Origin of the sequence: Streptomyces sp. WMMC940, assembly GCF_027460265.1 — a bacterium.
Taxonomy (GTDB): Bacteria; Actinomycetota; Actinomycetes; order Streptomycetales; family Streptomycetaceae; genus Streptomyces.
In genome coordinates, this window is sequence record NZ_JAPZBC010000001.1 from 6,774,117 (window position 1) to 6,798,504 (window position 24,388).

The 24,388-nt window shown below is 71.7% G+C and carries 21 protein-coding genes; 8 read left to right on the forward strand and 13 right to left on the reverse strand.

From position 1 onward, the window contains the following. Positions 1-109: 109 nt before the first annotated feature. Both O7595_RS29955 and O7595_RS29960 read right to left on the reverse strand, forming a co-directional pair. Positions 110-934: an MOSC domain-containing protein gene (locus O7595_RS29955; RefSeq protein ID WP_269731696.1), complete on the reverse strand. Its 825-nt coding sequence runs from the start codon at positions 932-934 to the stop codon at positions 110-112. Positions 935-991: 57 nt separating this feature from the next. Further along, positions 992-1,444, reverse strand: a complete 453-nt coding sequence (locus O7595_RS29960; RefSeq protein WP_269731697.1) for a DUF6643 family protein — start codon at positions 1,442-1,444, stop codon at positions 992-994. A 238-nt stretch (positions 1,445-1,682) separates the two neighbouring features. Between O7595_RS29960 and O7595_RS29965 the strand changes: the two genes are divergently transcribed. Beyond that, positions 1,683-2,945 (forward strand): TerD family protein, encoded by a 1,263-nt coding sequence (locus O7595_RS29965; protein WP_269731698.1) that lies wholly within the window; start codon positions 1,683-1,685, stop codon positions 2,943-2,945. A 13-nt stretch (positions 2,946-2,958) separates the two neighbouring features. Here the strand turns inward: O7595_RS29965 and O7595_RS29970 are convergent, their stop codons facing one another. Next, positions 2,959-4,140 carry a glycosyltransferase gene (locus O7595_RS29970; protein WP_269731699.1) on the reverse strand — a complete coding sequence of 394 codons (1,182 nt, stop codon included), beginning with the start codon at positions 4,138-4,140 and terminating at the stop codon, positions 2,959-2,961. Positions 4,141-4,198: 58 nt separating this feature from the next. Between O7595_RS29970 and O7595_RS29975 the strand changes: the two genes are divergently transcribed. The 6 genes from O7595_RS29975 to O7595_RS30000 all read left to right on the forward strand — a co-directional run bounded on the left by O7595_RS29975 (position 4,199) and on the right by O7595_RS30000 (position 10,983). Further along, positions 4,199-5,002: a glutamate racemase gene (locus O7595_RS29975; protein ID WP_269731700.1), complete on the forward strand. Its 804-nt coding sequence runs from the start codon at positions 4,199-4,201 to the stop codon at positions 5,000-5,002. A 135-nt stretch (positions 5,003-5,137) separates the two neighbouring features. Further along, positions 5,138-5,701, forward strand: a complete 564-nt coding sequence (locus O7595_RS29980) for a hypothetical protein (protein WP_269731701.1) — start codon at positions 5,138-5,140, stop codon at positions 5,699-5,701. Positions 5,702-6,001: 300 nt separating this feature from the next. Further along, positions 6,002-7,606 (forward strand): apolipoprotein N-acyltransferase, encoded by a 1,605-nt coding sequence (gene lnt / locus O7595_RS29985; protein ID WP_269731702.1) that lies wholly within the window; start codon positions 6,002-6,004, stop codon positions 7,604-7,606. Between the two features lie 9 nt (positions 7,607-7,615). After that, on the forward strand, positions 7,616-8,098 hold the full coding sequence (locus O7595_RS29990) for an NUDIX hydrolase (protein ID WP_269731703.1): 483 nt from the start codon (positions 7,616-7,618) through the stop codon (positions 8,096-8,098). Positions 8,099-8,153: 55 nt separating this feature from the next. Next, the gene (locus O7595_RS29995) at positions 8,154-8,981 is read left to right on the forward strand and encodes a 3-hydroxybutyrate dehydrogenase (protein WP_269731704.1); all 828 of its coding nucleotides are present in this window, start codon (positions 8,154-8,156) and stop codon (positions 8,979-8,981) included. A 109-nt stretch (positions 8,982-9,090) separates the two neighbouring features. Next, complete coding sequence (locus tag O7595_RS30000) at positions 9,091-10,983, forward strand: helix-turn-helix domain-containing protein (RefSeq protein ID WP_269731705.1); 1,893 nt, start codon at positions 9,091-9,093, stop codon at positions 10,981-10,983. Positions 10,984-11,330: 347 nt separating this feature from the next. Here O7595_RS30000 and O7595_RS30005 read toward each other — a convergent pair whose 3' ends face one another. The 8 genes from O7595_RS30005 to O7595_RS30040 form a co-directional block, all read right to left on the reverse strand. Beyond that, positions 11,331-12,725, reverse strand: coding sequence for an MFS transporter (locus tag O7595_RS30005; RefSeq protein ID WP_269731706.1), 1,395 nt, complete (start codon positions 12,723-12,725; stop codon positions 11,331-11,333). A gap of 273 nt (positions 12,726-12,998) precedes the next feature. After that, positions 12,999-13,331 (reverse strand): putative quinol monooxygenase, encoded by a 333-nt coding sequence (locus O7595_RS30010; RefSeq protein ID WP_269731707.1) that lies wholly within the window; start codon positions 13,329-13,331, stop codon positions 12,999-13,001. 351 nt (positions 13,332-13,682) lie between these two features. After that, positions 13,683-14,762, reverse strand: coding sequence for an ABC transporter ATP-binding protein (locus O7595_RS30015; RefSeq protein ID WP_269731708.1), 1,080 nt, complete (start codon positions 14,760-14,762; stop codon positions 13,683-13,685). Position 14,763: 1 nt separating this feature from the next. After that, positions 14,764-15,852 (reverse strand): ABC transporter ATP-binding protein, encoded by a 1,089-nt coding sequence (locus O7595_RS30020; RefSeq protein ID WP_269731709.1) that lies wholly within the window; start codon positions 15,850-15,852, stop codon positions 14,764-14,766. Beyond that, complete coding sequence (locus O7595_RS30025) at positions 15,849-16,694, reverse strand: carbohydrate ABC transporter permease (protein WP_269731710.1); 846 nt, start codon at positions 16,692-16,694, stop codon at positions 15,849-15,851. The genes O7595_RS30020 and O7595_RS30025 overlap by 4 nt, the downstream gene beginning before the upstream one ends. Further along, complete coding sequence (locus O7595_RS30030; RefSeq protein WP_269731711.1) at positions 16,691-17,569, reverse strand: carbohydrate ABC transporter permease; 879 nt, start codon at positions 17,567-17,569, stop codon at positions 16,691-16,693. Before O7595_RS30030 ends, O7595_RS30025 begins: the two co-directional genes overlap by 4 nt. 78 nt (positions 17,570-17,647) lie before the next feature. Beyond that, positions 17,648-19,249, reverse strand: a complete 1,602-nt coding sequence (locus tag O7595_RS30035) for an extracellular solute-binding protein (RefSeq protein ID WP_269731712.1) — start codon at positions 19,247-19,249, stop codon at positions 17,648-17,650. A gap of 18 nt (positions 19,250-19,267) precedes the next feature. Continuing rightward, the gene (locus O7595_RS30040; protein ID WP_269731713.1) at positions 19,268-20,293 is read right to left on the reverse strand and encodes an NAD(P)-dependent alcohol dehydrogenase; all 1,026 of its coding nucleotides are present in this window, start codon (positions 20,291-20,293) and stop codon (positions 19,268-19,270) included. A gap of 181 nt (positions 20,294-20,474) precedes the next feature. On the opposite strand from O7595_RS30040, the gene O7595_RS30045 reads away from it, so the two are divergent. Further along, positions 20,475-22,259 carry a sigma-54-dependent Fis family transcriptional regulator gene (locus O7595_RS30045; RefSeq protein WP_269731714.1) on the forward strand — a complete coding sequence of 595 codons (1,785 nt, stop codon included), beginning with the start codon at positions 20,475-20,477 and terminating at the stop codon, positions 22,257-22,259. 137 nt (positions 22,260-22,396) lie between these two features. Here the strand turns inward: O7595_RS30045 and O7595_RS30050 are convergent, their stop codons facing one another. Both O7595_RS30050 and O7595_RS30055 read right to left on the reverse strand, forming a co-directional pair. Continuing rightward, entirely contained in the window at positions 22,397-23,686 is a 1,290-nt protein-coding gene (locus tag O7595_RS30050) for a cation:proton antiporter domain-containing protein (protein WP_269731715.1), read from the reverse strand. Continuing rightward, positions 23,673-24,314, reverse strand: coding sequence for a flavin reductase family protein (locus O7595_RS30055; protein WP_269731716.1), 642 nt, complete (start codon positions 24,312-24,314; stop codon positions 23,673-23,675). The genes O7595_RS30050 and O7595_RS30055 overlap by 14 nt, the downstream gene beginning before the upstream one ends. Positions 24,315-24,388: the final 74 nt, after the last annotated feature.

Genomic DNA, 24,388 nt, shown 5'->3' on the forward strand with positions numbered 1-24,388 from the left:
GCCGTCAACTCGGCGACCACCGGCCCGCGTATGCGGTGGTCCACCGCCGAGTCCGGTTCCGCCGCGGTGCGCCCTGGCGAGGGCGTGTACGCGGGTTCGGCCGGGCGGATCAGGCGAGGACGCGCACCGGGTCGCCTACGTGGACGGTGCCGGTGTGCTCGGGCACCAGGTTCTGGCCGAAGACCAGCCGGTCCCCGAAGCGGCGGTGCCGGGCGAGGGTGCGCAGCGGTTCCTTGCCGCGCTCGGCCGTGGCCTGGTCGGTGGTCGTCACGACACAGCGACCGCACGTCTTGGCCACCCGGAAGGACACTTCGCCGACCGCGATCCGCCGCCAGTGGTCCTCGGCCCACGGGGCCGTGCCGTCCACGACGAGATTGGGACGGAAGCGGTTCACGGGCAACGGGCCCTCGTCCGCGTGGTCGCCCTGGGCGATCAGCGAGTTGAGCGCGTCGAGCGAGGCGACGGAGACGAGGAGCAGCGGGAAGCCGTCGGCGAAGGACACCGTCTCGCCGGGCAGCGCGTAGTCCGGGTCGATCGGGCGGCGGTACGCGGGGTCGTCGAGATGCACCAGCCGGACCGGTGCGCCCAGGTACGAGCTGAACCACCGGTCGGAGGCGGCACCCGCGGGCACCGCCTCCACCTTCTCCCCGAACATCTCCACGGCGGCGGTGCCGGACGGCTCGGGCACCGCCACGGTCAGCGGTGCGGCACCCGGTGCGGTCAGCCGGACGGCGCCGTCCGCGAGGGGCGCGGCGGCGGCCAACGCCAGACGCGGCTGCTGGCGTTGGGTGACCGCCCGGCCCACCGCGTCGACCAGCATCCACCGCCGGTCGCCCGCGAGTCCCCAGGGCTCCACGGCGGCCTCGGCCGGCGCGTACCCGGCGACGGACTTGACCGGATGGACGTGGAGGGAGCGGAGCACGGGTGTCGCCATACGGCCATCCTGCCAGGTGCTCCGCACCTTCCGCCGGTCACGACGGTCGGACCGGTGTCAGTAGCCGCCGCCCTGGTACGGCCGGTTGTACGGATCGTCGTACGGTGCGGGCGTGGGTATCGGCCTCGGCGCCGCTGCCGGCCGCATCGCCTCGTAGCCGCCCGCCATCGGGCGGACCATCGGCTGCGGCTGGCCTCCCGGGTAGCCGCGCGGACCGGCGGGCTGTTGGGGGATGTACGGGGCCGCCGCCTGCTGCAGCGGGACCGGCTGCGGCATGGGCTGGGGGTAGCCGTAGGCCGGACCGGGCTGGGAAGGGGCCGCCGGGAGGGCGGGGAGGGCCGCGGGCAGCGCCGGCAGGTAGCTGTTGCCGGTGTCGTACGCGGAAGGCACTCGGATCGGTGCGATCTGAGGCGTGCCCCGCTCAGCGACCAGGGAGTCGTAGATCGGGGTGTCGGGGAACGACGGCGCGGAGTAGTAACCGCCACCGTAGGTGGAGCGGGGGGAGGTCATGGCACATAAGTTAAGCCCACGATGTGCTGGTTGGGGAGCCCGATAAGAGGGTTGTTTGACGTGTTACTTGTGACTGGGATTCCCTAATCCGAGCGAATCTGGGAAAAACGGTCGTCCGGCGGCGACTAGATCGTGTAAAGGGCAAGCTGGGAAGGGGTTACCCACGGGTCGCGGGGGGTGCACGGACGGCACCGCGGCTACCTTGTCCGCACACACTTCTCCGGGCACGAGGACCGCGATGGGGGCGAGGATGTCCATGCTCAAAGGAGCGAATGTTCCGGTACCCGCACTGAACGTTCGGGTCGAGTTGGGCTGGAGTTCGGGAACGGGGGTCCCGGACGTGGACGCGTCGGCACTGCTGCTCGACTCCGGATCGGGAAAGGTCCGCTCCGACGCGGACTTCGTCTTCTACAACCAGCCGACCCACGCCTCGGGCGCGGTGCGCCACGAGGGCAAGCACGCCTCCGGCGGTGCCACGACCGACCGGCTCACGGTCGACCTGGGGCGCGTCGAGCCCTCCGTGGAGCGGATCGTGCTCGCCGCCTCCGCCGACGGAGGCGGCTTCGGGCAGGTGCCGGGGCTGTACGTACGGATCGTGGACGCCGCGGCGGGCACCGAGATCGCGCGCTACGAGAGCCAGGACGCGACGGTCGAGACGGCCTTCATCCTCGGCGAGCTCTACCGGCGCCAGGGCGCCTGGAAGTTCCGGGCCGTGGGGCAGGGGTACGACAGCGGACTGGAGGGCCTCGCCACCGACTTCGGCATCACCGTCGACGAACCCCGGCAGGCGGCGCCCGTGGCGCCTCCCACGCCGGTGGCACCGGCGCACACCCCGGCACCCGTCACCGCGCCGCCCGCGCCCGTACGCCTCACCAAGGTCACCCTGACCAAGGAGTCTCCGACCGTCTCGCTCGGCAAGCAGGGCGGCACGTCCGGTGTCATGCGGGTCAACCTCAACTGGGAGGTGCGCAAGCAGTTCACGGGCTGGGGCGCCAAGCTCGGCCGGGCCGTGGCCATGCACGCCGATCTCGATCTCGACCTGTGCGCGCTCTTCGAACTCACCGACGGCCGCAAGGGAGTCGTCCAGGCCCTCGGGAACGCCTTCGGCGCCCTCCACCAGCCCCCTTACATCCACCTCGACGGCGACGACCGCACCGGCGCGGTGGCCGCCGGCGAGAACCTCACCATCAACCTCGACCACCGGGACAAGCTCCGCCGCGTGGTCATCTTCGTCACCGTCTACGAGGGCGCGCGCAGCTTCGCCGATCTGCACGCCACCGTCACCCTCCAGCCGCAGCACGGCGCCCCCGTCGACTTCTCGCTCGACGAGTGCACCGTGCCGTCCACCGTCTGCGCCCTCGCCCTGATCACCAACCAGGGCGGCGACCTCGTCGTCCAGCGGGAGGCCCGCTACCTGGTGCCGGAACGCGGAGTGAGCCCCCAGCGCACCATCGACTACGCCTACGGCTGGGGCATGAACTGGACACCGGGCAGGAAGTGACCCACGCCGGGCGTCAACGGTCGGGTGCGGCCTCGGGGCGGGAGTACGTACGTCCCTTCCAGGCCGCGCCCCGCCCCCGGTGGTGCTGCACGGCCGAGTCCACCGTCATCAGCAGATAGAGCAGAGCGGTGAAGGGCAGCGTCGGGGCGAGCCACAGCGTCTGTCGGTAGTAGCGGAGCACCGGGACGTACGTCGCCGCCATCACCGCCCACGCCACGAGTCCCGCCCAGCCGGCCACGGCGGACCCCGGTACCCCCGGGAGCGCCGCGGCGCACACCGCGACGGGCGGCGCCAGATAGACGACCGCGAGTCCCGTGACCGTGCCCGCGAGCAGCAGCGGACTGTGGCGCAGCTGGGCGTAGGCGCTCCGGGACACCATCCGCCACAGATCCGCGAGCCGTGGATAGGGGCGGACGCTGTCCACCCGCTCGGCGAGCCCCAGCCAGATCCGTCCGCCGGCCCGGCGCACCGCCCGTGCCACGGCGACGTCGTCGATCACCGCCTGTCGCACCGACTCCGGGATCCCCGCGCGCTCGGCGGTCTCCGTGCGCAGCAGCACACATCCGCCCGCCGCGGCCGTGGCACGGGCGGGCTCACGGTTGATCCAGCTGAAGGGGTAGAGCTGGGCGAAGAAATACACGAAGGCCGGCACGACCAGGCGTTCCCAGCCGGTCGCCACCCGCAGGCGGGCCATCTGCGACACCATGTCCAGGCCGTTCGCGTTCGCGGCCGCGACCAGTTCGCTCAGACTGTCCGGCTCGTGCGCGATGTCCGCGTCGGTGAGCAGCAGGTAGTCGGGCCGGAGGGTGCGGGCCAGGGCGACGCCGTGCCGCAGTGCCCACAGCTTGCCCGTCCACCCCGGCTCCGGGTCGCCCGGAGAGGTCACCGTCAGCGGCAACCCGTCGTACTGCTCGCCCAGCTTGCGGGCCAGCTCGCCCGTGCCGTCCGTACTGCCGTCGTCGACGAGCACCACCGCCGCCCTGCCCGGGTAGGTCTGCCGCAGCAGCGACGGCAGGCTCTCCGGCAGCACACCGGCCTCGTCCCTGGCCGGCACGACGATCACCACCGAGGGCCAACGCGCCGGCGCCGTCCGCCGGGGCAGCCGCTGGTCCGTACGCCAGAAGAAGCCCTGCCCCAGCAGCAGCCACAGCCACGCGGCCAGGGAAGTCAGGGCGATCCACGCAAGGGGGCTCATTCGCCGCAGTGTGCACCACATCGCGGGGACCGCAAGGCCCGTCGGCTAGGGTGACCGGGTGAAGATCGCGCTCATGGACTCGGGAATCGGCCTCCTCGCGGCGGCCGCCGCGGTGCGCCGGCTGCGGCCCGACGCCGATCTCGTCCTCTCTTCCGACCCCGACGGCATGCCGTGGGGTCCGCGCACCCCGGAGGACGTCACCGAGCGCGCCCTCACCGTCGCCGGGGCAGCGGCCGCGCACCGCCCGGACGCGCTGATCGTCGCCTGCAACACCGCGTCCGTCCACGCCCTGCCGGCGCTGCGCGCCGCGCTGGAGCCCGGCCTGCCGGTCATCGGCACCGTGCCCGCGATCAAGCCCGCGGCCGCCGGCGGCGGCCGGGTCGCCATCTGGGCCACCCCGGCCACCACGGGCAGCCCCTACCAGCGCGGGCTCATTGCGGACTTCGCCGACGGAGCCCGGGTCACCGAAGTGCCCTGCCCCGGTCTCGCCGACGCCGTCCAGTGGGCGGACGAGGCGGCCGTGGCCCGCGCGGTGGCCGCCGCGGCAGCACTCACCCCTTCGGACGTACGCGCCGTGGTCCTCGGCTGCACCCACTACGAGCTCGTCGCCGAGCAGATCCGCGCCGCCGTGGCGGAGGGCCGCCCGGAGGGGCTCCCGCCGGTCGTCCTGCACGGCTCCGCCGGGGCCGTCGCCGCCCAGGCGCTGCGGCGCGTCGGTGCACGTCCCGCGCCCGCGGCCGCGCCCGACGGCGGTCTGGCGGTGCTGCTCAGCGGCCGTGTCTCGGAGCTTCCCGGAGCGGCCCGGGCGTACGCCGAGGGCAGGATGCTCGAAGCGGTGAAACCGGTCACGCCCGCACACTGAGCGGCAGGGCTCCGACGGATCCGGTTCGCCCGGGACGACCTGGGCAGAAGCGGAGCAGAAGAGCAGTTCCCACGGCTCCGAGGACCTACCCACGAGGCAGTGCTCCCGAGCCGGAAGGTGAGTACTGTGCGAAGCATGACGGACCACCCCCGTGACAAGGGGCAGGCCGGAGAGCCGCCGCCCGCACTCTGGACCGGTCGCGCGACCAACCGCCTCCAGTGGGTCCTGGCCGCCGCAGGAGCGGCCTGCATGGCCCTCGGAATCGAACTCGCCGTCGACGCGCCGTGGACGTCGGGCGTCGTCGCCCTGCTGATGTCGGTCATCGGCTGCGTCGCCGCCGGGCTTCTGATGCTCTTCGGGACGCTCGCCTTCGTCCATGTGGCGGTGAAGGTCGACAAGGACGCCATGGAGGTGCGCTGCGGCCACATGGGAGTGCCTCGGCGCAGGATTCCGCTCGCACAGGTCGTCGGTGCCGAATTCGTCCCCAAGGTGACGCCCTGCCACTGGGGCGGCTGGGGCTGCCGCTGGCGTCCGGAGCAGGGCACCGCAGTCATCGTCCGACGGGGCGAGGGCATCGCGCTGACCCTCGGTGACGGCCGCACCTTCACGGTCACCGTGGACGATGCCGAGACGGCGGTCCGAGTGATACGCGACCACCTCCGGCCAGGAGCCTCCACGGGGACGACGACGGCCGCCTGACCGCCGGCGGAACCCGTCCTCGCGGCTGCGGAACCCCCTCTCCCGGCTGCGCGGAAGGACGCCTCTTCCACTGCCGGGACGGGCGCCGGCAGGATGCCGGGAAGGTCAGCGGGCCCGTGCTCCGCCGTCGTCCTCCGCACCGGCGGCGCGTGGTGCACGGTGGTCCTCCGCACCGGGGGCGCGTGGTGCACGGTGGTCCTCCGCACCGGGGGGCGCGTGGTGCACGGTCGTCCCCGGTGCCGGTGCCGGTGCCGGTGCCGCGCCGACGTCGGTGGGCCGCGCCGCCGTAGACTCCGGCACGTGAGCGCCACCATCACTCCCCCCGGTACCCGGCAGCCCGTGCCCGCCCCCTCCGAGCGGGCCGGCAGGCTCCTGCGGCGGCTCGCCGGGCCCGCCGCGTCCGTGCTGTCCGGCGGCATGCTGTTCCTGAGCTTTCCGCCGCGCCCGCTGTGGTGGCTGGCGCTCCCCGGCTTCGCGCTGCTCGGCTGGTGCCTCCACGGGCGGCGGGCGCGGGCCGCGTTCGGGCTCGGCCACCTCGCCGGGCTGGGCTTCCTGCTGCCGCTGCTCGTCTGGACGGGAGAGGAGGTCGGCGCCGTTCCGTGGCTGGCCCTGGCCGCGGTCGAGGCGCTGTTCGTCGCCGTGACCGGCGTCGGTGTCGCCGTCGTGTCCCGGCTGCCGCTCTGGCCGGTGTGGGGAGCCGCCGTGTGGATCCTGGGTGAGGGTCTGCGCGCGCGGGTCCCCTTCGGTGGATTCCCCTGGGGCAAGATCGCCTTCGGCCAGGCGGACGGTCTCTTCCTGCCGCTCGCCGCGGTGGGCGGCACCCCCGTGCTGGGCTTCGCGGTCGCGCTGTGCGGCTTCGGACTGTACGAGACGGCCCGCCGCCTCCGTGAGTACCGGAGGACGGGCGAGCTCCCGCGGGGGCCGCTCGCCGGCGCCGCGCTCACCGTCCTCGTCCCCGTCACCGCCGCCGTCGCCGCGCTGCCCCTGGTGGACGACTCGGCCGAGGACGGCACGGCGACCGTCGCGGCCGTGCAGGGCAACGTGCCGCGGCTCGGCCTCGACTTCAACGCACAGCGCCGGGCCGTCCTCGACAACCACGCGAACCGCACCGAGCAGCTCGCCGAGGACGTCGCCGCGGGCAGGGTGCCCGAGCCGGACTTCGTGCTGTGGCCGGAGAACTCCTCGGACCTCGACCCGTACCGCAACGGCGACGCGCGGACGGTGATCGACCGGGCCGTCAGGGCCATCGGGGCGCCGACCGTGATCGGGGCCGTCCTGACCCCCGACACCGGGCCGCTGCGCAACACCCTGATCACCTGGGACCCCGAGAAGGGGCCGGTGGCCACCTACGACAAACGGCATGTGCAGCCTTTCGGCGAGTACATCCCCATGAGGCCCTTCGTCCGCCTCTTCAGCTCCGACGTGGACCGGGTCCGCCGCGACTTCGGCCCCGGCGACGAGGTGGGCGTCTTCGATCTGGCGGGCACCAAGGTGGGCCTCGCCACCTGCTACGAGGCGGCCTTCGACTGGGCGGTGCGGGACACCGTCACGCACGGCGCCCGGCTGATCTCCGTACCCAGCAACAACGCCACCTTCGGCCGCAGCGAGATGACCTACCAGCAACTGGCGATGTCCCGGGTGCGTGCGGTCGAGCACAGCAGGGCCGTCGTGGTGCCCGTCACCAGCGGTGTCAGCGCCATCATCCGGCCGGACGGGACGATCGTGCAGCAGACCCGGATGTTCACCCCGGACGCCCTGGTCGCCGAGGTGCCGCTGCGTTCCTCCCTGACCCCCGCGACCCGCATGGGCACCTTCCCCGAGGGCGTCCTCGCGGCGCTCGCGCTCGGCGCCATGGGCGGGGTGGTGCGCACCCGCGCGAAGGAGCGTCGGGACGCGGCCCGTTAGGGTCGGTTCATGGGCATCCCCGATTTCATCCGTGAGATCCGGACCTCCGCCGGTCACCAGCTGCTCTTCCTGCCGGGGGTCAGCGCCGTGGTCTTCGACGACGACGGACGGGTGCTCCTGGGAAAACGCGCCGACACCGGCAAGTGGTCGATCATCGGCGGGATCCCCGAGCCGGGTGAGCAGCCGGCCACGGCAGCGGTTCGGGAGGTGTACGAGGAGACCGCCGTACGCTGCGTCCCCGAGCGCATCGTGCTCGTCCAGACGTTCGCGCGGCCGGTGACCTACCCCAACGGCGACCGGTGCCAGTTCATGGACGTGTGCCTGCGCTGCCGGGCGGTCGGCGGTGAGGCACGCGTCAACGACGAGGAGTCGCTGGAGGTGGGGTGGTTCCCCGTCGACGCGCTGCCCGAGCTCGAGGAGTTCGCCCTCTTCCGGATCAAGCAGGCGCTCACCGACGGCCCGACGTGGTTCGACTCCACGTTGGCCATTTGAACTATGGGCGTTGACCACATCGGTCGGCGTCCTCGCTGTCCCTAGGGTGCGGACCATGACCATGAACCAGGGTCCCGTCCCCCACCCCGTTCCCTCCGCCGGAAAGCCGTCCGTGTCCCTCGACCTCGGCGGCCGTACCGCCCTGGTCACCGGCGCCGCGGGCGGTATCGGACGTGCCTGCGCCCTGCGGCTCGCGGCGGCCGGAGCCGAGGTCAGGGCCGTCGACCGGGACGCGACGGGCCTCGACGCGCTGGTCGGACGGGCCCAGGAGCTCGGTCTCGCGGGCGGCGTGGAACCCCTTGCGCTGGACCTGACCGACCTGGACGCCGCGGAGGAGGCCGCCGCCGGTACCGACGTGCTCGTGAACAACGCGGGCCTGCAGCTCGTCCGCCCCATCGAGGAGTTCCCGCCGGACGTCTTCCGCACCGTGCTCACCGTGATGCTGGAGGCCCCTTTCCGGCTGATCAGAGGAGCGCTCCCACAGATGTACGCCAAGGGATGGGGGCGCATCGTCAACCTTTCCTCCGTGCACGGGCTCCGTGCCTCGGCCTACAAGTCCGCCTATGTGGCCGCCAAACATGGTTTGGAAGGACTGTCCAAGACCGCCGCCCTGGAGGGCGCCGCCCATGGAGTCACCTCCAACTGTGTGAACCCGGGCTATGTGCGTACCCCCCTCGTCGAGAAGCAGATCGCGGACCAGGCCGCCGCCCACGGCATCCCGGAGGAGCGGGTGCTCACGGAGGTCCTGCTGAAGGACTCGGCCCTGAAGCGGCTCGTCGAACCGGAGGAGGTCGCGGAGGCGGTCGCGTACCTCTGCACCCCGCAGTCGTCCTTCGTCACCGGTACGTCGCTCGTCCTGGACGGCGGCTGGACCGCGCACTGAAGGGACCGGGGCGACAAATCCGCGAGCAGCGGGTGACGGAGTCGTCCACACGGGCCCGGTCGTCCACAGGGCTGGCGGGACCCCCGACCCGGCAGGTATCCCTGTGACCATGTCCCATGAACAGGCCTCCTACCTGGAGCTGCTCGCACGCGACGCGCCCGCCGAGGCGTACGACCGGCCCGCGCTGCTCGCCCGTGCGGAAGGCGCCGGTCCCGAGACGCTCTCCGGTCTGGAGCGCGCCAAGCAGCTCGCCCTGCGCGTGCGCGCCGAGCTCGAAGGCAGACGCCGCCGCGAGGCGGAGCTGTCCGCGCTGTTCGAGACCGCGCACGATCTGGCGGGGCTGCGCGACCTCGACGCGGTGCTGCGGGCCATCGTGCAGCGCGCCCGGTCGCTCCTCGGCACGGAGGTCGCCTATCTCAGCCTCAACGACCCGGCGGCCGGCGACACCTACATGCGGGTCACCGAGGGCTCGGTGTCGGCCCGCTTCCAGCAGCTCCGGCTCGGCATGGGGGAGGGCCTCGGCGGGCTGGTCGCCCAGACCGCCCGGCCGTACGTGACCGACAGCTACTTCGACGACGAGCGCTTCCAGCACACCCGCGCCATCGACTCGGGCGTCCGCGACGAAGGACTCGTCGCGATCCTCGGCGTTCCGCTGACGCTGGGCAGCCAGGTGATCGGCGTGCTCTTCGCCGCCGACCGCCGCGCCCGGGTCTTCGAGCGGGAGCAGGTGGCGCTGCTCGCCTCCTTCGCCGCCCACGCCGCGGTCGCCATCGACACCGCCAATCTGCTGGCCGAGACGCGGAGCGCGCTGGCCGAGCTGGAGCGGGCGAACGCCATCATCCGCGACCACAGCGCCGTCATCGAGCGGGCCTCGGACGTCCACGACCGTCTCACGGAGCTGGTCCTGCACGGCGGCGGGGTCCACGACGTCGCCGGAGCCGTGTCCGAAGTGCTCGACGGGACGGTGGAATTCGCCGAACCGGACGCGCCCTCGCCGGCCGGCGTGGAGTTCACCGGCGCCGACGGCCACGCCGTGCGGCACGGGGACGACTGGGTCGCCGCCGTGTCCGCAGGCGGGGAACTCCTCGGCGCGCTCGTGCTGCACGGCCATCCCGCCCTGGACCCCGTCGACCGGCGCACTCTCGAGCGGGCCGCGATGGTCACGTCCCTGCTGCTACTGGCCCGCCGATCCGCCGGCGAGGTCGAGCAGCGGGTGCGGGGGGAACTGCTGGACGACCTGCTGGACGCACCCGGACGCGACCCCCGCCTGCTGCGCGAGCGCGCCGCCCGTCTGCGGGCCGATCTGGACGCCCCGCACGTCGTGCTCGCCGCGCGGATCGACGCCCCGCCGACCGGAGGGGGCGGCGACCGGGCCACCGCCGACCGTCAGCGCCTGCGGTCCGCGGCCTCGCATCTGGCGGCCACCCGCCACGGGCTGGCGGCGACCCGCGACGGCGGTACGGTGCTCCTGCTTCCGATGGGCCCCGGTGACAGCGCGTCCGAGCTGGCACGCCAGACCGCGAAACATCTCGGCGGCACCCTCCGCGAGCCCGTCACCGTCGGCGCCTCGGCGCCGGTCGAGGCACCCGCCACTCCCGGCTCGGTCCACGCGGCCTACGCGGAGGCGCGGCGCTGTGTGGAGGCCCTGCGGCTGCTGGGCCGTTCCGGGGAAGGAGCCGCGGCACCGGACCTGGGGTTCCTCGGCCTGCTGCTCGCCGACACCGGCGACATCGAGGGCTTCGTCCACCGAACCATCGGCCCGGTCGCCGATTACGACGAGCGCCGCGGTACCGACCTGGTGCGCACCCTCGACGCCTACTTCGCCGGCGGTATGAGTCCGGCCCGGACCAAGGACGAACTGCACGTCCATGTGAACACGGTCGCCCAGCGGCTGGAACGCATCGGCAGACTCCTCGGCGAGGACTGGCAGTCGCCGCCCCGCGCCCTGGAGATCCAGCTGGCGCTGCGGCTGCACGCGATATCGGGGGCGGTCGCGCGCTGACGAGGGCCGTCGTCGAGGGCCGTGCGGCGTCGGCCGTCCCGGGCGGAGGCCCTGGGACCCGGCGGTACGTGCCCGCTCCCGTCTCCCGGATGTGCCCGCGCCCGCGGACATCCCGCGCCCACCCTCCGACGACGACGCCCCTCCGACGACGACGCCCCTCCGACGACGACGCCCCTCCGACGACGACGCCCCTCCGACGACGTCCCCTGACCACGCCCCGCTCACCGCGTGCCAAGGGCCGTCTCTCCCACGACCGGGCAGACGGCGCGAGTGCAGTCACCACCTCGCACGCGAGGAGCCGCGTGGACCGTTGTGCGCGGTCCACGCGGCTCCGGAGGGGGGAGGGTTCAGGCGGAGGCCGGAGCGTCCGCTTTCGACCCCCGGGCGCCCTGGGCGGCGTCGCCGTGGACGCCCGCCTCGACGGAGGCCAGGTCGCGGTCACGCGTCTCACGGGCGCACGCCACGGCCACGACCGTGAGCAGCGCGGCCGCGATGACGTACAGCGCGATCGGCGTGGAGGTGCCGTGGTCGGCGAGCAGCGCGGTGGCGATCAGCGGCGCGGGAGCCCCGGCGGCCACCGAGGAGAACTGGGCACCGATGGAGGCGCCCGAGTACCGCATGCGCGTCGCGAACATCTCCGAGAAGAAGGCCGCCTGCGGTGCGTACATCGCGCCGTGCAGCACCAGTCCGACGGTGACGGCGAGCAGCAGGCTGCCGAACGACTCGGCGTCGATGAGCGCGAAGAACGGGAACATCCACGCTCCCACGCCGACCGCGCCGATCAGGTACACCGGCCGGCGGCCGATCCGGTCGGACAGCGCGCCCCAGAGCGGGATCACCGCGAAGTGCACGGCCGAGGCGATCAGTACGGCGTTGAGCGCGGTCTGCTTGCTCAGGCCCGCCGAGGTGGTGGCGTAGACGAGGATGAAGGCGGTGATCACGTAGTAGCTGATGTTCTCCGCCATCCGGGCCCCCATCGCGATCAGGACGTCCCTCCAGTGGTGGCGCAGCACCGCGACGAGCGGCATCCTCTCGACCTGGCCGGCCGTGGCCCTGCGCTCCTCGGCCTGCGCCAGCGCGGCCTTGAACACCGGCGACTCGTCCACCGAGAGCCGGATCCAGAGCCCGACGATGACCAGTACACCGGACAGCAGGAACGGTACGCGCCAGCCCCATGAGGTGAAGGCGGCCTCCGACAGCAGTGCCGTCAGCGCCGACAGCACACCCGTGGCCAGCAACTGCCCCGCCGGCGCCCCGGTCTGCGGCCACGAGGCCCAGAAGCCGCGCCGGCGCGCATCGCCGTGCTCCGACACCAGCAGGACGGCTCCGCCCCACTCACCACCGAGCGCGAAGCCCTGGATCAGCCGCAGTACCGTCAACAGCACGGGGGCGGCGCTGCCGATGGTGGCGTGCGTCGGCAGCAGACCGATCGCGAAGGTCGCACCGCCCATCAGCAGCAGACTCAGCACCAGCAGCTTCTTGCGCCCGAGGCGGTCCCCGTAGTGCCCGAACACCAGCGCCCCGAGCGGTCGCGCGGCGAACCCGACCGCGTACGTCAGGAACGACAGCAGGGTTCCCACGAGCGGATCGGACTCGGGGAAGAACAGCTTGTTGAAGACCAGCGCCGCGGCTGATCCGTAGAGGAAGAAGTCGTACCACTCGATGGTGGTGCCGATGAGGGAGGCGGCGACGATGCGCTTGAGGTTCGACGGGGCTGGTGGAGCGGTTGCCGAGGCGGCCATGAACACCACTTCCAGGCGTTGGCGGGGACGTATTCGTGTCGGCACAACGTAGAAAGCAGCACGTCACCATCACATGTGGTGGGGCACCATAGTTCTCCCTGCCGGAGTGCGCTCGCCCACCATGAAGGTGGTGCCGGGCTCTCCGCGAGGGCCTCGACAAGGACTGTGATGGCGCGGCGGTCGCACCGCCCCCTCATCGGAGCCTCCCCGGCACGGCCCTGCCAGGGTGACTGCGGATTCCCCGGGGGCAGCGCCGCACCCGCGCCGGGACCACTACTCCTGGCCGGGGACCGCCATCTCCCCCAGTGGCGACCAGTCGTCCTGCGGAACGGTCATGTGGACGATGCGCGGCGTCTCGACCAGATGGGGTGGCAGCGTCTGCTGCGCCGCCCGGAAGTGGGCGGACTGCACATGCGCGCCCCCGGCCTCGTCGTCGCGGAAGGCCTCCACCAGGACGTACTCCGTCGGGTCCTCCACACTGCGCGACCAGTCGAACCACAGGCAGCCGGGCTCGGCGCGCGTGGCCCGGGTGAAGTCGGCGGTGATCTCGGGCCAGCGGTCGGCGTCCTCGGGACGGACCCGGAACTTGGCGGTGATGAAGATCATGGAATTCCTTCGCTGATGTCGGTGGTGATGTCCGCCGCGCGGCGGCGCGGCACGGAGAACGTTCGGGCCGGCACGGAGCCCCGCCCGCGGCCGGTCTCGTCGTGCACGACCGGCCGGTGGCAGGCCGAACTGCGGCGCGGGGTTGTTCCTCTGTCCTCCCGGAGCCACTCGGGCTCGCCGAGACAGGATCGTACGACCTCCGTCCGCCCGCCGCCGGTCCACGGACCCGCGAGAGCGAACGCGCCGCAACGATCCCGGAACGGCCGCACCGCCCCGCGTCCCACCGCGGCCGTGCGGGCGACCCCGAGCCGCGAGGGGACGCGCAAGTGGCGTGCGCGTCCCGACGGACCGTCAGGACCGGAGCGCCAACCGGCCGTCCGCGTAGGGCAGGACCTTGGCGCGCGGGAGATGGACCAGGACCCCCTCACCCGCCGGAAGCCCCTCCTCCCGCGGTGTCTTGGTCCTCACGAGCTGCCCGGCCACCTCGACCTCGAGCACCCGCTGCGCGCCGTGGTCCGTGACACTCCGCAGTCTGCCGGGGAAGGTGTTGGGACCGGGCTCCGTGACGATCCTGACGTACTCGGGCCGGACGCCCACCTGGAGCCGGGCCGGGCTCTGCGGGATGTCCCAGGCGACGGCCAGCGTCCGGCCCTCCAGGGTGAACTGCCCGTCGGCCCGGTCCACGGTCAGGAAGTTCATCGCCGGTGAGCCGATGAAGTAGCCGACGTAGGTGGTCGAGGGCGCCTCGAAGAGCTGTTCCGGGGTGCCCTGCTGTACGGCGCGGCCGTCCTTCATCACCAGCACCTCCTGCGCGAAGCTCATCGCCTCGTACTGGTCGTGCGTCACATAGATCACCGTGGGCCGGAACTGCTCGGTGATCTCACGGATCCTGCGCCGCAGCGAGTGCTTCAGCTGCGGGTCGATGACGGTGAGCGGCTCGTCCATCAGCACGGCCGCCACGTCGTCGCGGACCAGGCCGCGGCCGAGCGAGATCAGCTGCTTGTCGTCGGCTGTGAGTCCGCGGGCGGGCCGGCTCAGCCGGTCGTGCAGGTCCAGGGCCTCGGCGACCTGCCGGACCTTGGCGTCGATCCTCGCCTTGTCCCAGCGCCTGCACTGCAGCGGGAAGGCGAGGTTCTCGTAGACGGTCATGGACCTGTAGATGACCGGGAACTGGAAGACCTGGGCGATGTTGCGGGCCTTCGTGGGCCGGTCCGTGACGTCGACGCCGTCGAACAGCACCTTTCCCCGCGAGGGTCTGACCAGCCCGGAGAGGATGTTCAGCAGTGTCGTCTTGCCGCACCCCGACGGACCGACCAGCGCATAGGTCTTGCCCGGTTCGAAGGTCAGCCTCAGCGGCTTGAGGGCCCACCGCTCCTCTTCGACGCCCGGCGCGTACGCGTGCCCGACGTCGACGATGTCCAACTGCGCCATGTCAACGCCCTTCCACTTCGGTGTGCTCGTACGAAGGTGTCCGCACGAGTGCCCCTTGCTCGTCGAAGGCGAACAACCGGCCTTCGCGGAGCCGCAGTTCGACCGGGTCGCCGAGGCCGATGTCGTGGATGCCCTCGATCTGCACGACGAAGGGGGTCTCGCCGACGGCAGCGTGGACGAAGGTCTCGGAACCGGAGATCTCCACGAAGACGGCCTCACCCCCGACCCCGCCGGCGGCCAGGCCGACGTCCGTCGCGCGCAGGCCGAACTGGTAGCGCCCATCGGGCAGGTCGGCCAGGTGCGCGGGGGCGGGTACGGCCTGGAGACCGGCCGCCACGACCCGGCCGCTCTCGATCCTGCCCGCGAAGATGTTCATGGGCGGGTCGTTGACGATGGACGCGACCGTCGTGGTCGCCGGGCGTTCGTAGACCTCCCGTGGGGTGCCCGTCTGGAGGATCCGGCCCTCGTGCATGACCAGCACCACGTCGCCGAGCATCATCGCCTCGGCGGGTTCCGTGGTCGTGTAGACGACGATGGTGTCGCCCCGGTCGGAGAAGAGGGTCCGGAACTCGTCGCGCAGTTGTTCGCGCAACTTGTAGTCCAGGTTCGCCAGCGGCTCGTCGAGCAGGAGGATGCCGGTGGCGCGGGCCAGGGCGCGCGCCATCGCGACGCGCTGCTGCTGGCCGCCGGAGAGCTGGGAGGGCTTGCGCCTCTCGAAGTCCGCGAGCCCCACACGCGCCAGGCTCTGCCGGACCCGTCGCCGGATCTCGTCCCGTGGCAGCCCGGCCCGCTTCAGCGGGAAGGCCACATTGTCGAACACGTTGAGATGCGGGTAGTTGATGAACTGCTGGTAGACCATGGCGGTGTCGCGTCGCCACACCGGTGTCCCCAGGAAGTCCCCTCCCGCCCGGGTCAGCGCGCCGGAGTCCGCCTTCTCCAGGCCCGCGATCACCCGCAGCAGAGTCGTCTTCCCGGCCATCGTCCGGCCGATGACGGTGTGCAGCCGTCCCGGCTCGAAGGTCGCGGTCACGTTCCTGAGGTGGTCGACGCCGTCGACGGTCAGGCACAGATCAGTGGCGCACAGGTTCATCGGACGGCTCCCGACAGGTTCCCCTTGGACAGCAGGCGCTCGACCCAGAGGGCGAGCAGGACGAGCGGTGCCACGCCGAACAGCGCGGCGGCGGACAGCGTCCACCACGGTGGAATGGAAGAGTTGAGGGCGACGACCGCCTGGGGCAGAGTCTGGACCTCGGTGAAGGTCAGCCGGAAGGCGAAGAAGAAGTCGTTCCAGCCGAAAACGGCGCAGAACATGGCGGCCACGGTCAGCCCGGGCAGGGAGTTCGGCAGTATCGCCCGGACGAAGGTCCGGAACGGGGGGCAGCCGTCCAGCATCGCCATCTCGTCGATCTCCCGCGGGATGCCGTTGAAGAAGTCGACCATCACCCAGACCGCGATGGGCAGCAGCAGCGCGACCGTCACGATGACCAGTCCGGCGATGCTGTCCAGGAGGCCGCCCCATTGCAGGAGGTAGAAGAAGGGGATCACCAGGACGACGGGCGGCATGATCCGCTGGGAGACGAAGAAGAAGACGATGTCGCTGTTCTTGATGAAGCCCAGCCTGAAGCGGTAGCGGGACAGCGCGTACGCGGCCAGGGACCCCAGGGTCAGGCTGATGGCGGACGCGGCGACGGTGACGACGGCGCTGTTGACGAAGGGTTCGATCACATCGACACCGCCGGCGCCGCCGAAGATGTTGCGCCAGCCGGTGAGGGTGGGCTCGTACTGCGCCCAGGGGACGTAGGTGGGGCCGCCCTGGACCGCGTTGGCGTTCTTGAAACTGGTCGTCATCGCCCAGAGGAACGGCCCCGCGACGAAGCAGGCCCACAGGGCGATCACGGTGTACTTGAACACGGGGTAGAGGCGCGACCTCATGAGTCCCCCTTCAGCTTGAAGGCCCTGGTGAGCAGGGCGGCGACGACCGTGAGCGTGACGATCATCAGGACGAGGTAGGTCAGGGACATCGCCCCGCTGTAGCCGGTCTGCTGATCGCGGAGGCCCTGGATGTAGAGGTAGTAGCCCGGGGTCTCGGTGGAGGATCCCGGCCCGCCGGACGTCAGGACGTAGACGCTGTCGGAGAGCTTGGACGCCTCGATCAGCCGGATGATGACCGCGGCCACCGAGACCGGCGCCATCAGCGGGAACGTCACCTTGCGAAAGGTGCGCCAGGTGCCGGCGCCGTCGATGGCCGCGGCCATGAACGGTTCCCTCGGCAGACTCAGCAGGCCGGCCAGCAGCAGCAGGAACATGAACGGGGTCCACTGCCACACCTCGACGGTCATGAGCGCGACCAGCGCCGGCCCCGACTCGGTGAGCCAGGGGATCCCGGTCAGGCCCAGCACCTCCAGCAGGTCGTTCGCCGGTCCCAGGGACTCATGGAAGATCGTCTGCCAGATGGCGGCCATCACCACGGGCGTGGTCATCATGGGGACGAGGAAGAGCACCCGCCAGAATCTGCGGCCGCGTACCTCGCGCCAGACCAGCAGGGCCATGCCGAACCCGATGAGGTACTGGATCAGGACCGTGCCGCCGGCGAGCAGAATCAGCCGGGTGATGGAGGCCCAGAAGCGGCTGTCGTGCAGCATCGCGCCGTAGTTGGCCCCGCCGATGAAGTCCAACTGCGGGTTGCTGACGTTCCAGCCGGAGAAGCTGACGCGGATGGTGAACAGAAGCGGGAAGACGATGATCAGACAGAGCGTGAGCAGTCCCGGCAGCAGGAACATGCTCTTGTGCCGGCGCAGGCCGTCCATGGTTCTCCTTGCGGAAGGGGGGTGCCCCCGGGTGGCCGGCCCGGACCGGCCGGCCACCCGGGGCGTGCTGCGGTCGGATCAGGAGTCGGCCTCGAGCACGACCACGTTGCGATAGGCGCTGCGGACCTTGTCCCTGCCGATCTGATCGGTGATCTCGGACCATTGCCTGGCCACGCCGTCCAGCGCCCGCTGGGGGGAGCTCTGTCCCGCCAGAGCCGCGGCGACGCCGTTGGCCAGCGCGGACATGTACTGGTTGACACCGGGGACGCGCAGGTCGAAGACGCGGTTGGGGCTCTTTTCCATGCCGGAGAGGGTGTTCACATACGACTCGGCGACGTCCTTGTCCCAGCCCTGCTTCTCCCAGAACGCCGGGTCGAAGTGGGCGTTGCGGTACGGGTTGACGCCGAAGCGGCCGATGGTCAGGTCGAGGGCCGTGTTGGCCTCGTTGCTGAAGAAGCACAGGTAGTCGAAGGCCATCTGCTGGTGGCTGGAGGCCTTGGCCACCGCCGAGGTCCATCCCCAGGTGAAGTAGGGCGCCTGGTTGGCCATCTTGTCCCACGACTCCGTGGTGCGGTTGTAGACCTCCGTCGAGCCCGGCAGCGGCGCCGCCATAACCTTGTTGCGGATCCTGCTGTCCGGCTGCTGGGCCTGGACGAAGGCGTCGTCCCAGGAGTAGGACATCAGGGTCTGGCCGCCGCCGAAGGAGAAGATCTCGTCCCCCAGGCCGAAGTTGGCGCCGCCGGGTGCCCAGGTGGACTTCGCCTTGACCATGTCCTCCAGCGCGCGGACGAAGCCGGGTGTGTTGATCAGCGGCTTCATGCTCTCGGGGTCGAAGAAGACACCGCCCTTGACGTGCGGATTCTTCACATACGGCGCCGCCCGGCTGATGAACGCGGAGAACGTCAGGTCATCGCGCTTGGTGACCTCGGCGCTGCCGTAGTTCTTCCTGCCGTCGCCGTCGAGGTCCTTCCCGCTGAAGACCTCGGCGATCTCCTGGTACTCGGCCCAGGTGCCGGGGGCCCGGAGCTCCTTGCCCGTCGCCTTCCTGTACTCCGCCTGCCGCTGGGGGTCCTCCAGCACATCGGTGCGGATCTTGAGGTAGTGCCGGTCGCCGTCCACCGGGTACTGCACGACCTCCCCGTTCCACGTCGCCACGTCCATGTAGGCCTTGGTGACGTCCTTCATGCCGGGGGTGTTGAGGTACTTCTCCGGCACCGGTGCCAGGTACGGTGCCAGGTCGCCGATCCACAGGGACGGGTAGAACATGACGTCGTACGCGGGCTGGCCTGCCTGGAGGGGGGTGAGGATCTTCTGGTGCAGTTCCCCGAAGGGGACGTTGACCACCTCGACCTTCCCCCCGGTGATCTCCTCGAACTGCTTGGCGTGCAGTTGGGTCGGCTCACCGATGACCGGGACGGCATGGCTGATGATCTTCAGCGTCTGTCCGGAGTAGTCCCTGCGGCTGATCGACTCGTAGCTGCAGGGGCCGGGGACGTCCTTGACCTTCGTGGCCGGGTAGTTCTTGCCGTACTTCCTGTAGCTGATCTCCGAGCCGGGCTTGAAGAGCGCGGCCTTGTCCCCGGGCTTGTGCTGTTCCTCGTTCCGGGTGGTGCACGCGGTGGCGGTCAGGGCCGCGACGGCCGCGACGGCGACCAGGCCCGTGTACGGTCTGCTGCGCATGTGTCTTCTCCTGCGGTGTCAGGGAATCAAGATCGCTCGGCCGCGGACGGCCCCGGTGTGCAGGTCGTCGAGGGCCTGCCGGAAGGAGTCGAGGGGGTAGCGCTGGGTGTGCAGGGTGACCTTGCCGCGGGCCGCGAGGACCATCAGCTCGGCGAGGTCGTTGTAGGAGCCCACGAGGTTCCCGATGAAGTTGATCTCCGTGGAGATGACGTCGATCGTCGGCACGTGGAGGTGACCGCCGTAGCCGATGACGTAGTAGTTGCCATTGCGGCGCAGACAGGCCACGCCCGTCTCGACGGCGCCCCCCTCACCGACGAAGTCCAGGACGGCCTCCGCCCCGTGCCCCCCGGTGAGCTCCCGCACCCGCTCGGCCTCGCTGCCGTCCGCGACGAGCGTGTGGTCGGCGCCCAGTTCCCGGGCCAGCGCCAGGGCTTCCGGACTGCGGTCGACGACGATCATCTCGACCGGCGACAGGGCCCGGAGCACCTGGATCCCGATGTGCCCGAGTCCGCCCGCGCCGATGACCACCGCCCGGTCACCGGGCCGCAGCACCCGGGCCGCCTTGGCGACGGCGTGGTACGCCGTCAGCCCGGCGTCGGCCAGCGCCGCCACCGAAGCGGGGTCGAGGGACGGGGCGAGGGGCACGACGGAGCGGGCGCTGGTCCTGACGTACTCGGCGTAGCCGCCGTCGGCGTCGATACCGGGGAAGGCCGAGTCCGTGCAGTGCACGTCGTCGCCGTCCCGGCAGGCGCGGCACAGACCGCAGGTCGCCAGCGGGTGCAGGATGACCGGGTCGCCGACCCGGACGTGGGTGACGGCCTGCCCCACCTCCGCGACCCAGCCGGCGTTCTCGTGACCGATCGTGTAGGGCAGGGTGACGCCGCTCTTCTCCCTCCACTGCCCCTCCAGGATGTGGAGATCGGTCCGGCAGACCCCGGCGCCCCCGATCCTCACGATCACATCGAGCGGACCGGTGATCTGCGGGTCCGGCACGTCCACCAACTCGGGCGGCTTGTCGTACTCGATGACCTGCACGGCTTTCATGGCGGCTCCCTGCGAGTCGGGGGTGATGGTGCGCCGATTACACAGGCCGCCGCTCATGGGCCGATGTCTCAGAAATCGCTCGCGGATGTCTCAATCTGATACACGGCGTGGGCGCCGCGCCGCCGAGCTGGTCCAATCGCTGCAGTGAAGGATTTGTGACGCGCGCGATACGGGAGTGTCAATGCCCCGCCACCAGCCCGGAAGCTCGCTGCAGGCCGCCAGGGAGCTCTATCTGGAAGTCACCAGGGATCCCAGCGCCCGTCCGCTCGTGGTGGCCTCGTGGCAGCGCTCGATGGAGCACCGGGTGAAGTCGGGCAGCCTCGACGCTCCCTATCTGGACGCCCCCAACCTCGACAGCCCCCTCGCCAGGGCGGCTCAGCCGATCCTGGACAGGCTGCACGAGCAGCTCGCCGACGATCCGGTGGCCACGATGATCACCGACCGGAACGGTGTGGTGCTCTCCCGGAAGGTGTCCCATGAGGGGCTGACGACGAATCTCAACCGCGTGCAGCTGGCCCCGGGCCATGTGTTCGCCGAGCGCTATGTGGGCACCAACGGCATCGGGACCGCGCTGGCCAGCGGCCGTCCCGTCATGATCGCCGGAGTGGAGCACTACGTCGAGGCGTTGCGGGACTTCCACTGCGCCGCCGTACCGATCCTGCATCCCACGCGGCGCACGCTGCTGGGGGCCTTCAACCTCACCACCGTCCGTCAGGGCTCCGGCGGAATGCTGATGGCCTTCGCCCGCTCGGTCGCGGCCCAGATCGAGGGAGAGATCGCGGCGATCACCTCGCGGCGGGAACGGGCCCTGTTCCACGACTACATGGCGGCCTGCTCCTCGGTGCGCCCAGAGCCGGTACTGGCCCTCAACCGCGATGTCGTCATGATGAACGAGCAGCTCAGTGCAGCTGTGACCGGGCCGGACCACTACGCGTTGCTCGACCATGCCCGCGAGATCGCCGACACCCCCCGGTCAGAGGGGACGCGCAGCATCGCCCTGCCCTCCGGACGGGTCGCCGAACTCAGGGTCAGCCGCTGCCGGCGCGAGGACAGCGACGCGGGCGCCGTCCTCAGAGTCCGGCTGATCGGACGCCCGCAGCCGGGACCCGCGGCTTTCGCCGCACCTGCCCGGCCCGACCCGGGACTGGTGGGGTCGTCCCCGCAGTGGCTGCGCGCCGTCGCCGACAGCCGGGCTGCGTTCGTCGCCGGGACGTCGCTGCACCTCCTGGGCGAGGCCGGCGTCGGCAAGAGGATGCTGGTCGAGGCCCTGCACCGGGCCCACGGCGGCGGACGCCGGCTGGAGACGGCGCAGCCGCCGCCGTCCGACTCGCCTGCCGTCACCGAGCGCTGGCTGCACGACGTCGGAGAACTGCTCGCCGTGCCGTCCAACGTACTGGTCCTGCGCGACGCCCACCTGCTGGGCGACCGGTTGCGGGAGCGGCTGGGGAACCTGCTGGCCCACCTGGACGGAACCGCCACCGGGCAACTGGTCCTGACCGGCCAACCCTCGACGGCCTGCGCCGACGACCGGCTCGGCGGGCTCTGCGATGCCCTGGTGGAGGTGCCGCCCCTGCGCCATCGCCACGGGGACATCGAGCAATTGGCACGCTTCTTCCTGCGCAGGTACCGGCCGAGCGCTGAGAGCAGGTTCTCCCCGGAGGCCCTGACCGTGCTCCAGCGATGCCCCTGGCCCGAGAACGTCCGGCAGTTCGAGTCGGTGGTGCGCGGGCTGGCTCGGCGGCCCGCGGGACCGGTGATCCACGCGGAGGACCTCCCCCCGGAGTGCCGGGTGTCCTCGCACAAGGTCCTGACCACCATCGAGACGCTGGAACGCGACGCCATCCTGCGCGGGTTGATGGACCGCGACTCCAACGTCCGGCGCACCGCCCAGGACCTGGGTATCTCCCGCGCCACGATGTACCGCAAGATGCGCCGTTACGGGATCGTCCCGTCGAACCTGACCTGACCGAACCTGACCCGACCGAACCCGACAGGGCCCGACCTGACCCGACCGCCGGGTGGGATCGTGGCGTCCTGCCGGTGAGCAGTCGCTCACCGGCAGGAGCTGTGCACGGCCGGGCGGCCGTGGGCGGAAGGCGCCGCTCAGCCCGACGGCGCGGCCGCCTCGGCCGTCGGTGTCGCCGCCGGCTGAGCCGGCGCCTGCTGTCTCCCGCGCTGAAGGCGGCTGACGACCGGGGCCGTGACCGCCGTGGTGATCAGGGCCACCAGGACCAGCATGGTGAAGAGGTCCGGCCCGATGACGCCGAGTTCGAGGCCGATGGTCAGCACCACCAGCTCCGTCAGGCCCCGGCAGTTCATCAGTGCCCCGATCGCCGTGGCCTCCCGCCAGGACCGCCCGCACAGGCGGGCGGCGGCCGCGGCTCCTCCCCACTTGCCGAGCACCGCCACCGCGAGCAGCGCGCCGGCCCAGAGCCACTGCGCGGGGTCGGCCGCCAGAACCCCGATCTCCGTGCTCAGCCCGGTGTGCACGAAGAACAGCGGCAGCAGGACGGGCACCACCACGGCGCGCAGCCGGGCTGCCGACGCCTCGATACGCCGGTGGCCGCGCGGCGCGGCGACGCCGAACAGGAAGGCGCCGAACAGCGTGTGCACCCCGATCAGGTCCGTGGCCAGTGCGGACAGGCACAGACCGCTGAACAGCAGGACCAGGACCACCCCGTCGTTGGCCCGGTCCGCACGCCCCCGCGCCGCCCACCGGGAGAGCAGGGGCCGGACCACCAGCAGCATCGCGGCACCGAAGGCGACCGTGAGCCCGGCCGCCGACACGGCGTCGAACGGCGACCCGGCCGCGGTGAGCGCCACCACGAGCGCCAGCAGGCACCACGCGGCCACGTCGTCCACCGCCGCGCACGCCATCGCGAGCGCGCCGAGCGGAGTTCCGTACAGCCCCCGGTCGACCAGGATCCGGGCCAGCACCGGGAACGCCGTGACGCTCATCGCCACCGCCACGAACAGGGCGAAGGGCAAGAACCCGACCCCGTCCGGGGCCAGTCGGCCGAACAGCGGGAAGGCCAGCAGCGCGCCCAGGCCTAGCGGCACCAGGATGCCCGCCTGGCTGACCGCGACCGCCGTCCGTGAACTGCCGCGCAGCGTACCGAGGTCCAGCTCCAGCCCGACAAGGAACATGAAGCCCAGCAGGCCGATCTGGCCGAGTACCGAGGTGTACGGCAGGACCGGCTCCGGGAAGAGCCAGGTCTGCGCCTCGGGCCACAGCCAGCCGAGCAGCGACGGGCCGAGGAGGATGCCCATGGCGATCTCGCCGATCACGGGAGGCTGGCCGAACCTGCGCAGCAGCGCGGCGCCGGCCTGGCACGCGAGGATCGCGGCCGGTACCGCGACGAGCACCGCGGGCATGATCTCAGCCGCGGACACGGGCGGCTCCTCCGGGCGGTACGACGTGAGGCGGGCGGGGGGAGGCGGCCGGCGGGGGCGCCGCCGCGGCGGCGGACCACTCGGCGTAGCGGCGCAGCCCGTACAGCAGCGGCTGCGCCGACGGGCGCACGGTGACCCGGCGGGCCTCGGCGAAGACCGCCGTGTGGTCGCCGAAGGCCGCGGTCTTCACGACCGCGCAGTCGGCGACGGCGTGGGCGGACGCGGTCAGGTGCGGACCGCTCGCCCCCAGCGGCAGACGCCACTCGGTGCGTTCGAAGCGGGCCGGGTCGCCGGAGGCGAACAGGTCAGATGTGCCCCGGGCCCTCTCGTGCAGCAGGTTGAGCGCGAACTGCCCTTGCGCGAGCAGCGCTTCCAGGGTCGGGCTCGCCGTCCGGATGCACACCACCAGGGTGGGCGGGGCCAGCGCGACGCTCGCCAGCGAACTGCACGTCAGGCCGCGGGGCAGACCGTCGGCATCGAGGGTGGTGACGACGGAGACGCCCGAGGGGAAGGCGGCCATGAAGGGCCGGAGGTCCGCCTCGTGGAGGACGACGGGATCCTCCGCCGCCGGTGTCCCCTCGACTGGGTCTCCGTCCGGTATGTCCGGACGAGATGGGAAGGTGGGCATGTCTGACTCCCTGTGGGTGACGAAGCAGTACGGCCCGGCGTCCGGCGGACTGCGCCGGGCGCCGGGCCGTGGGA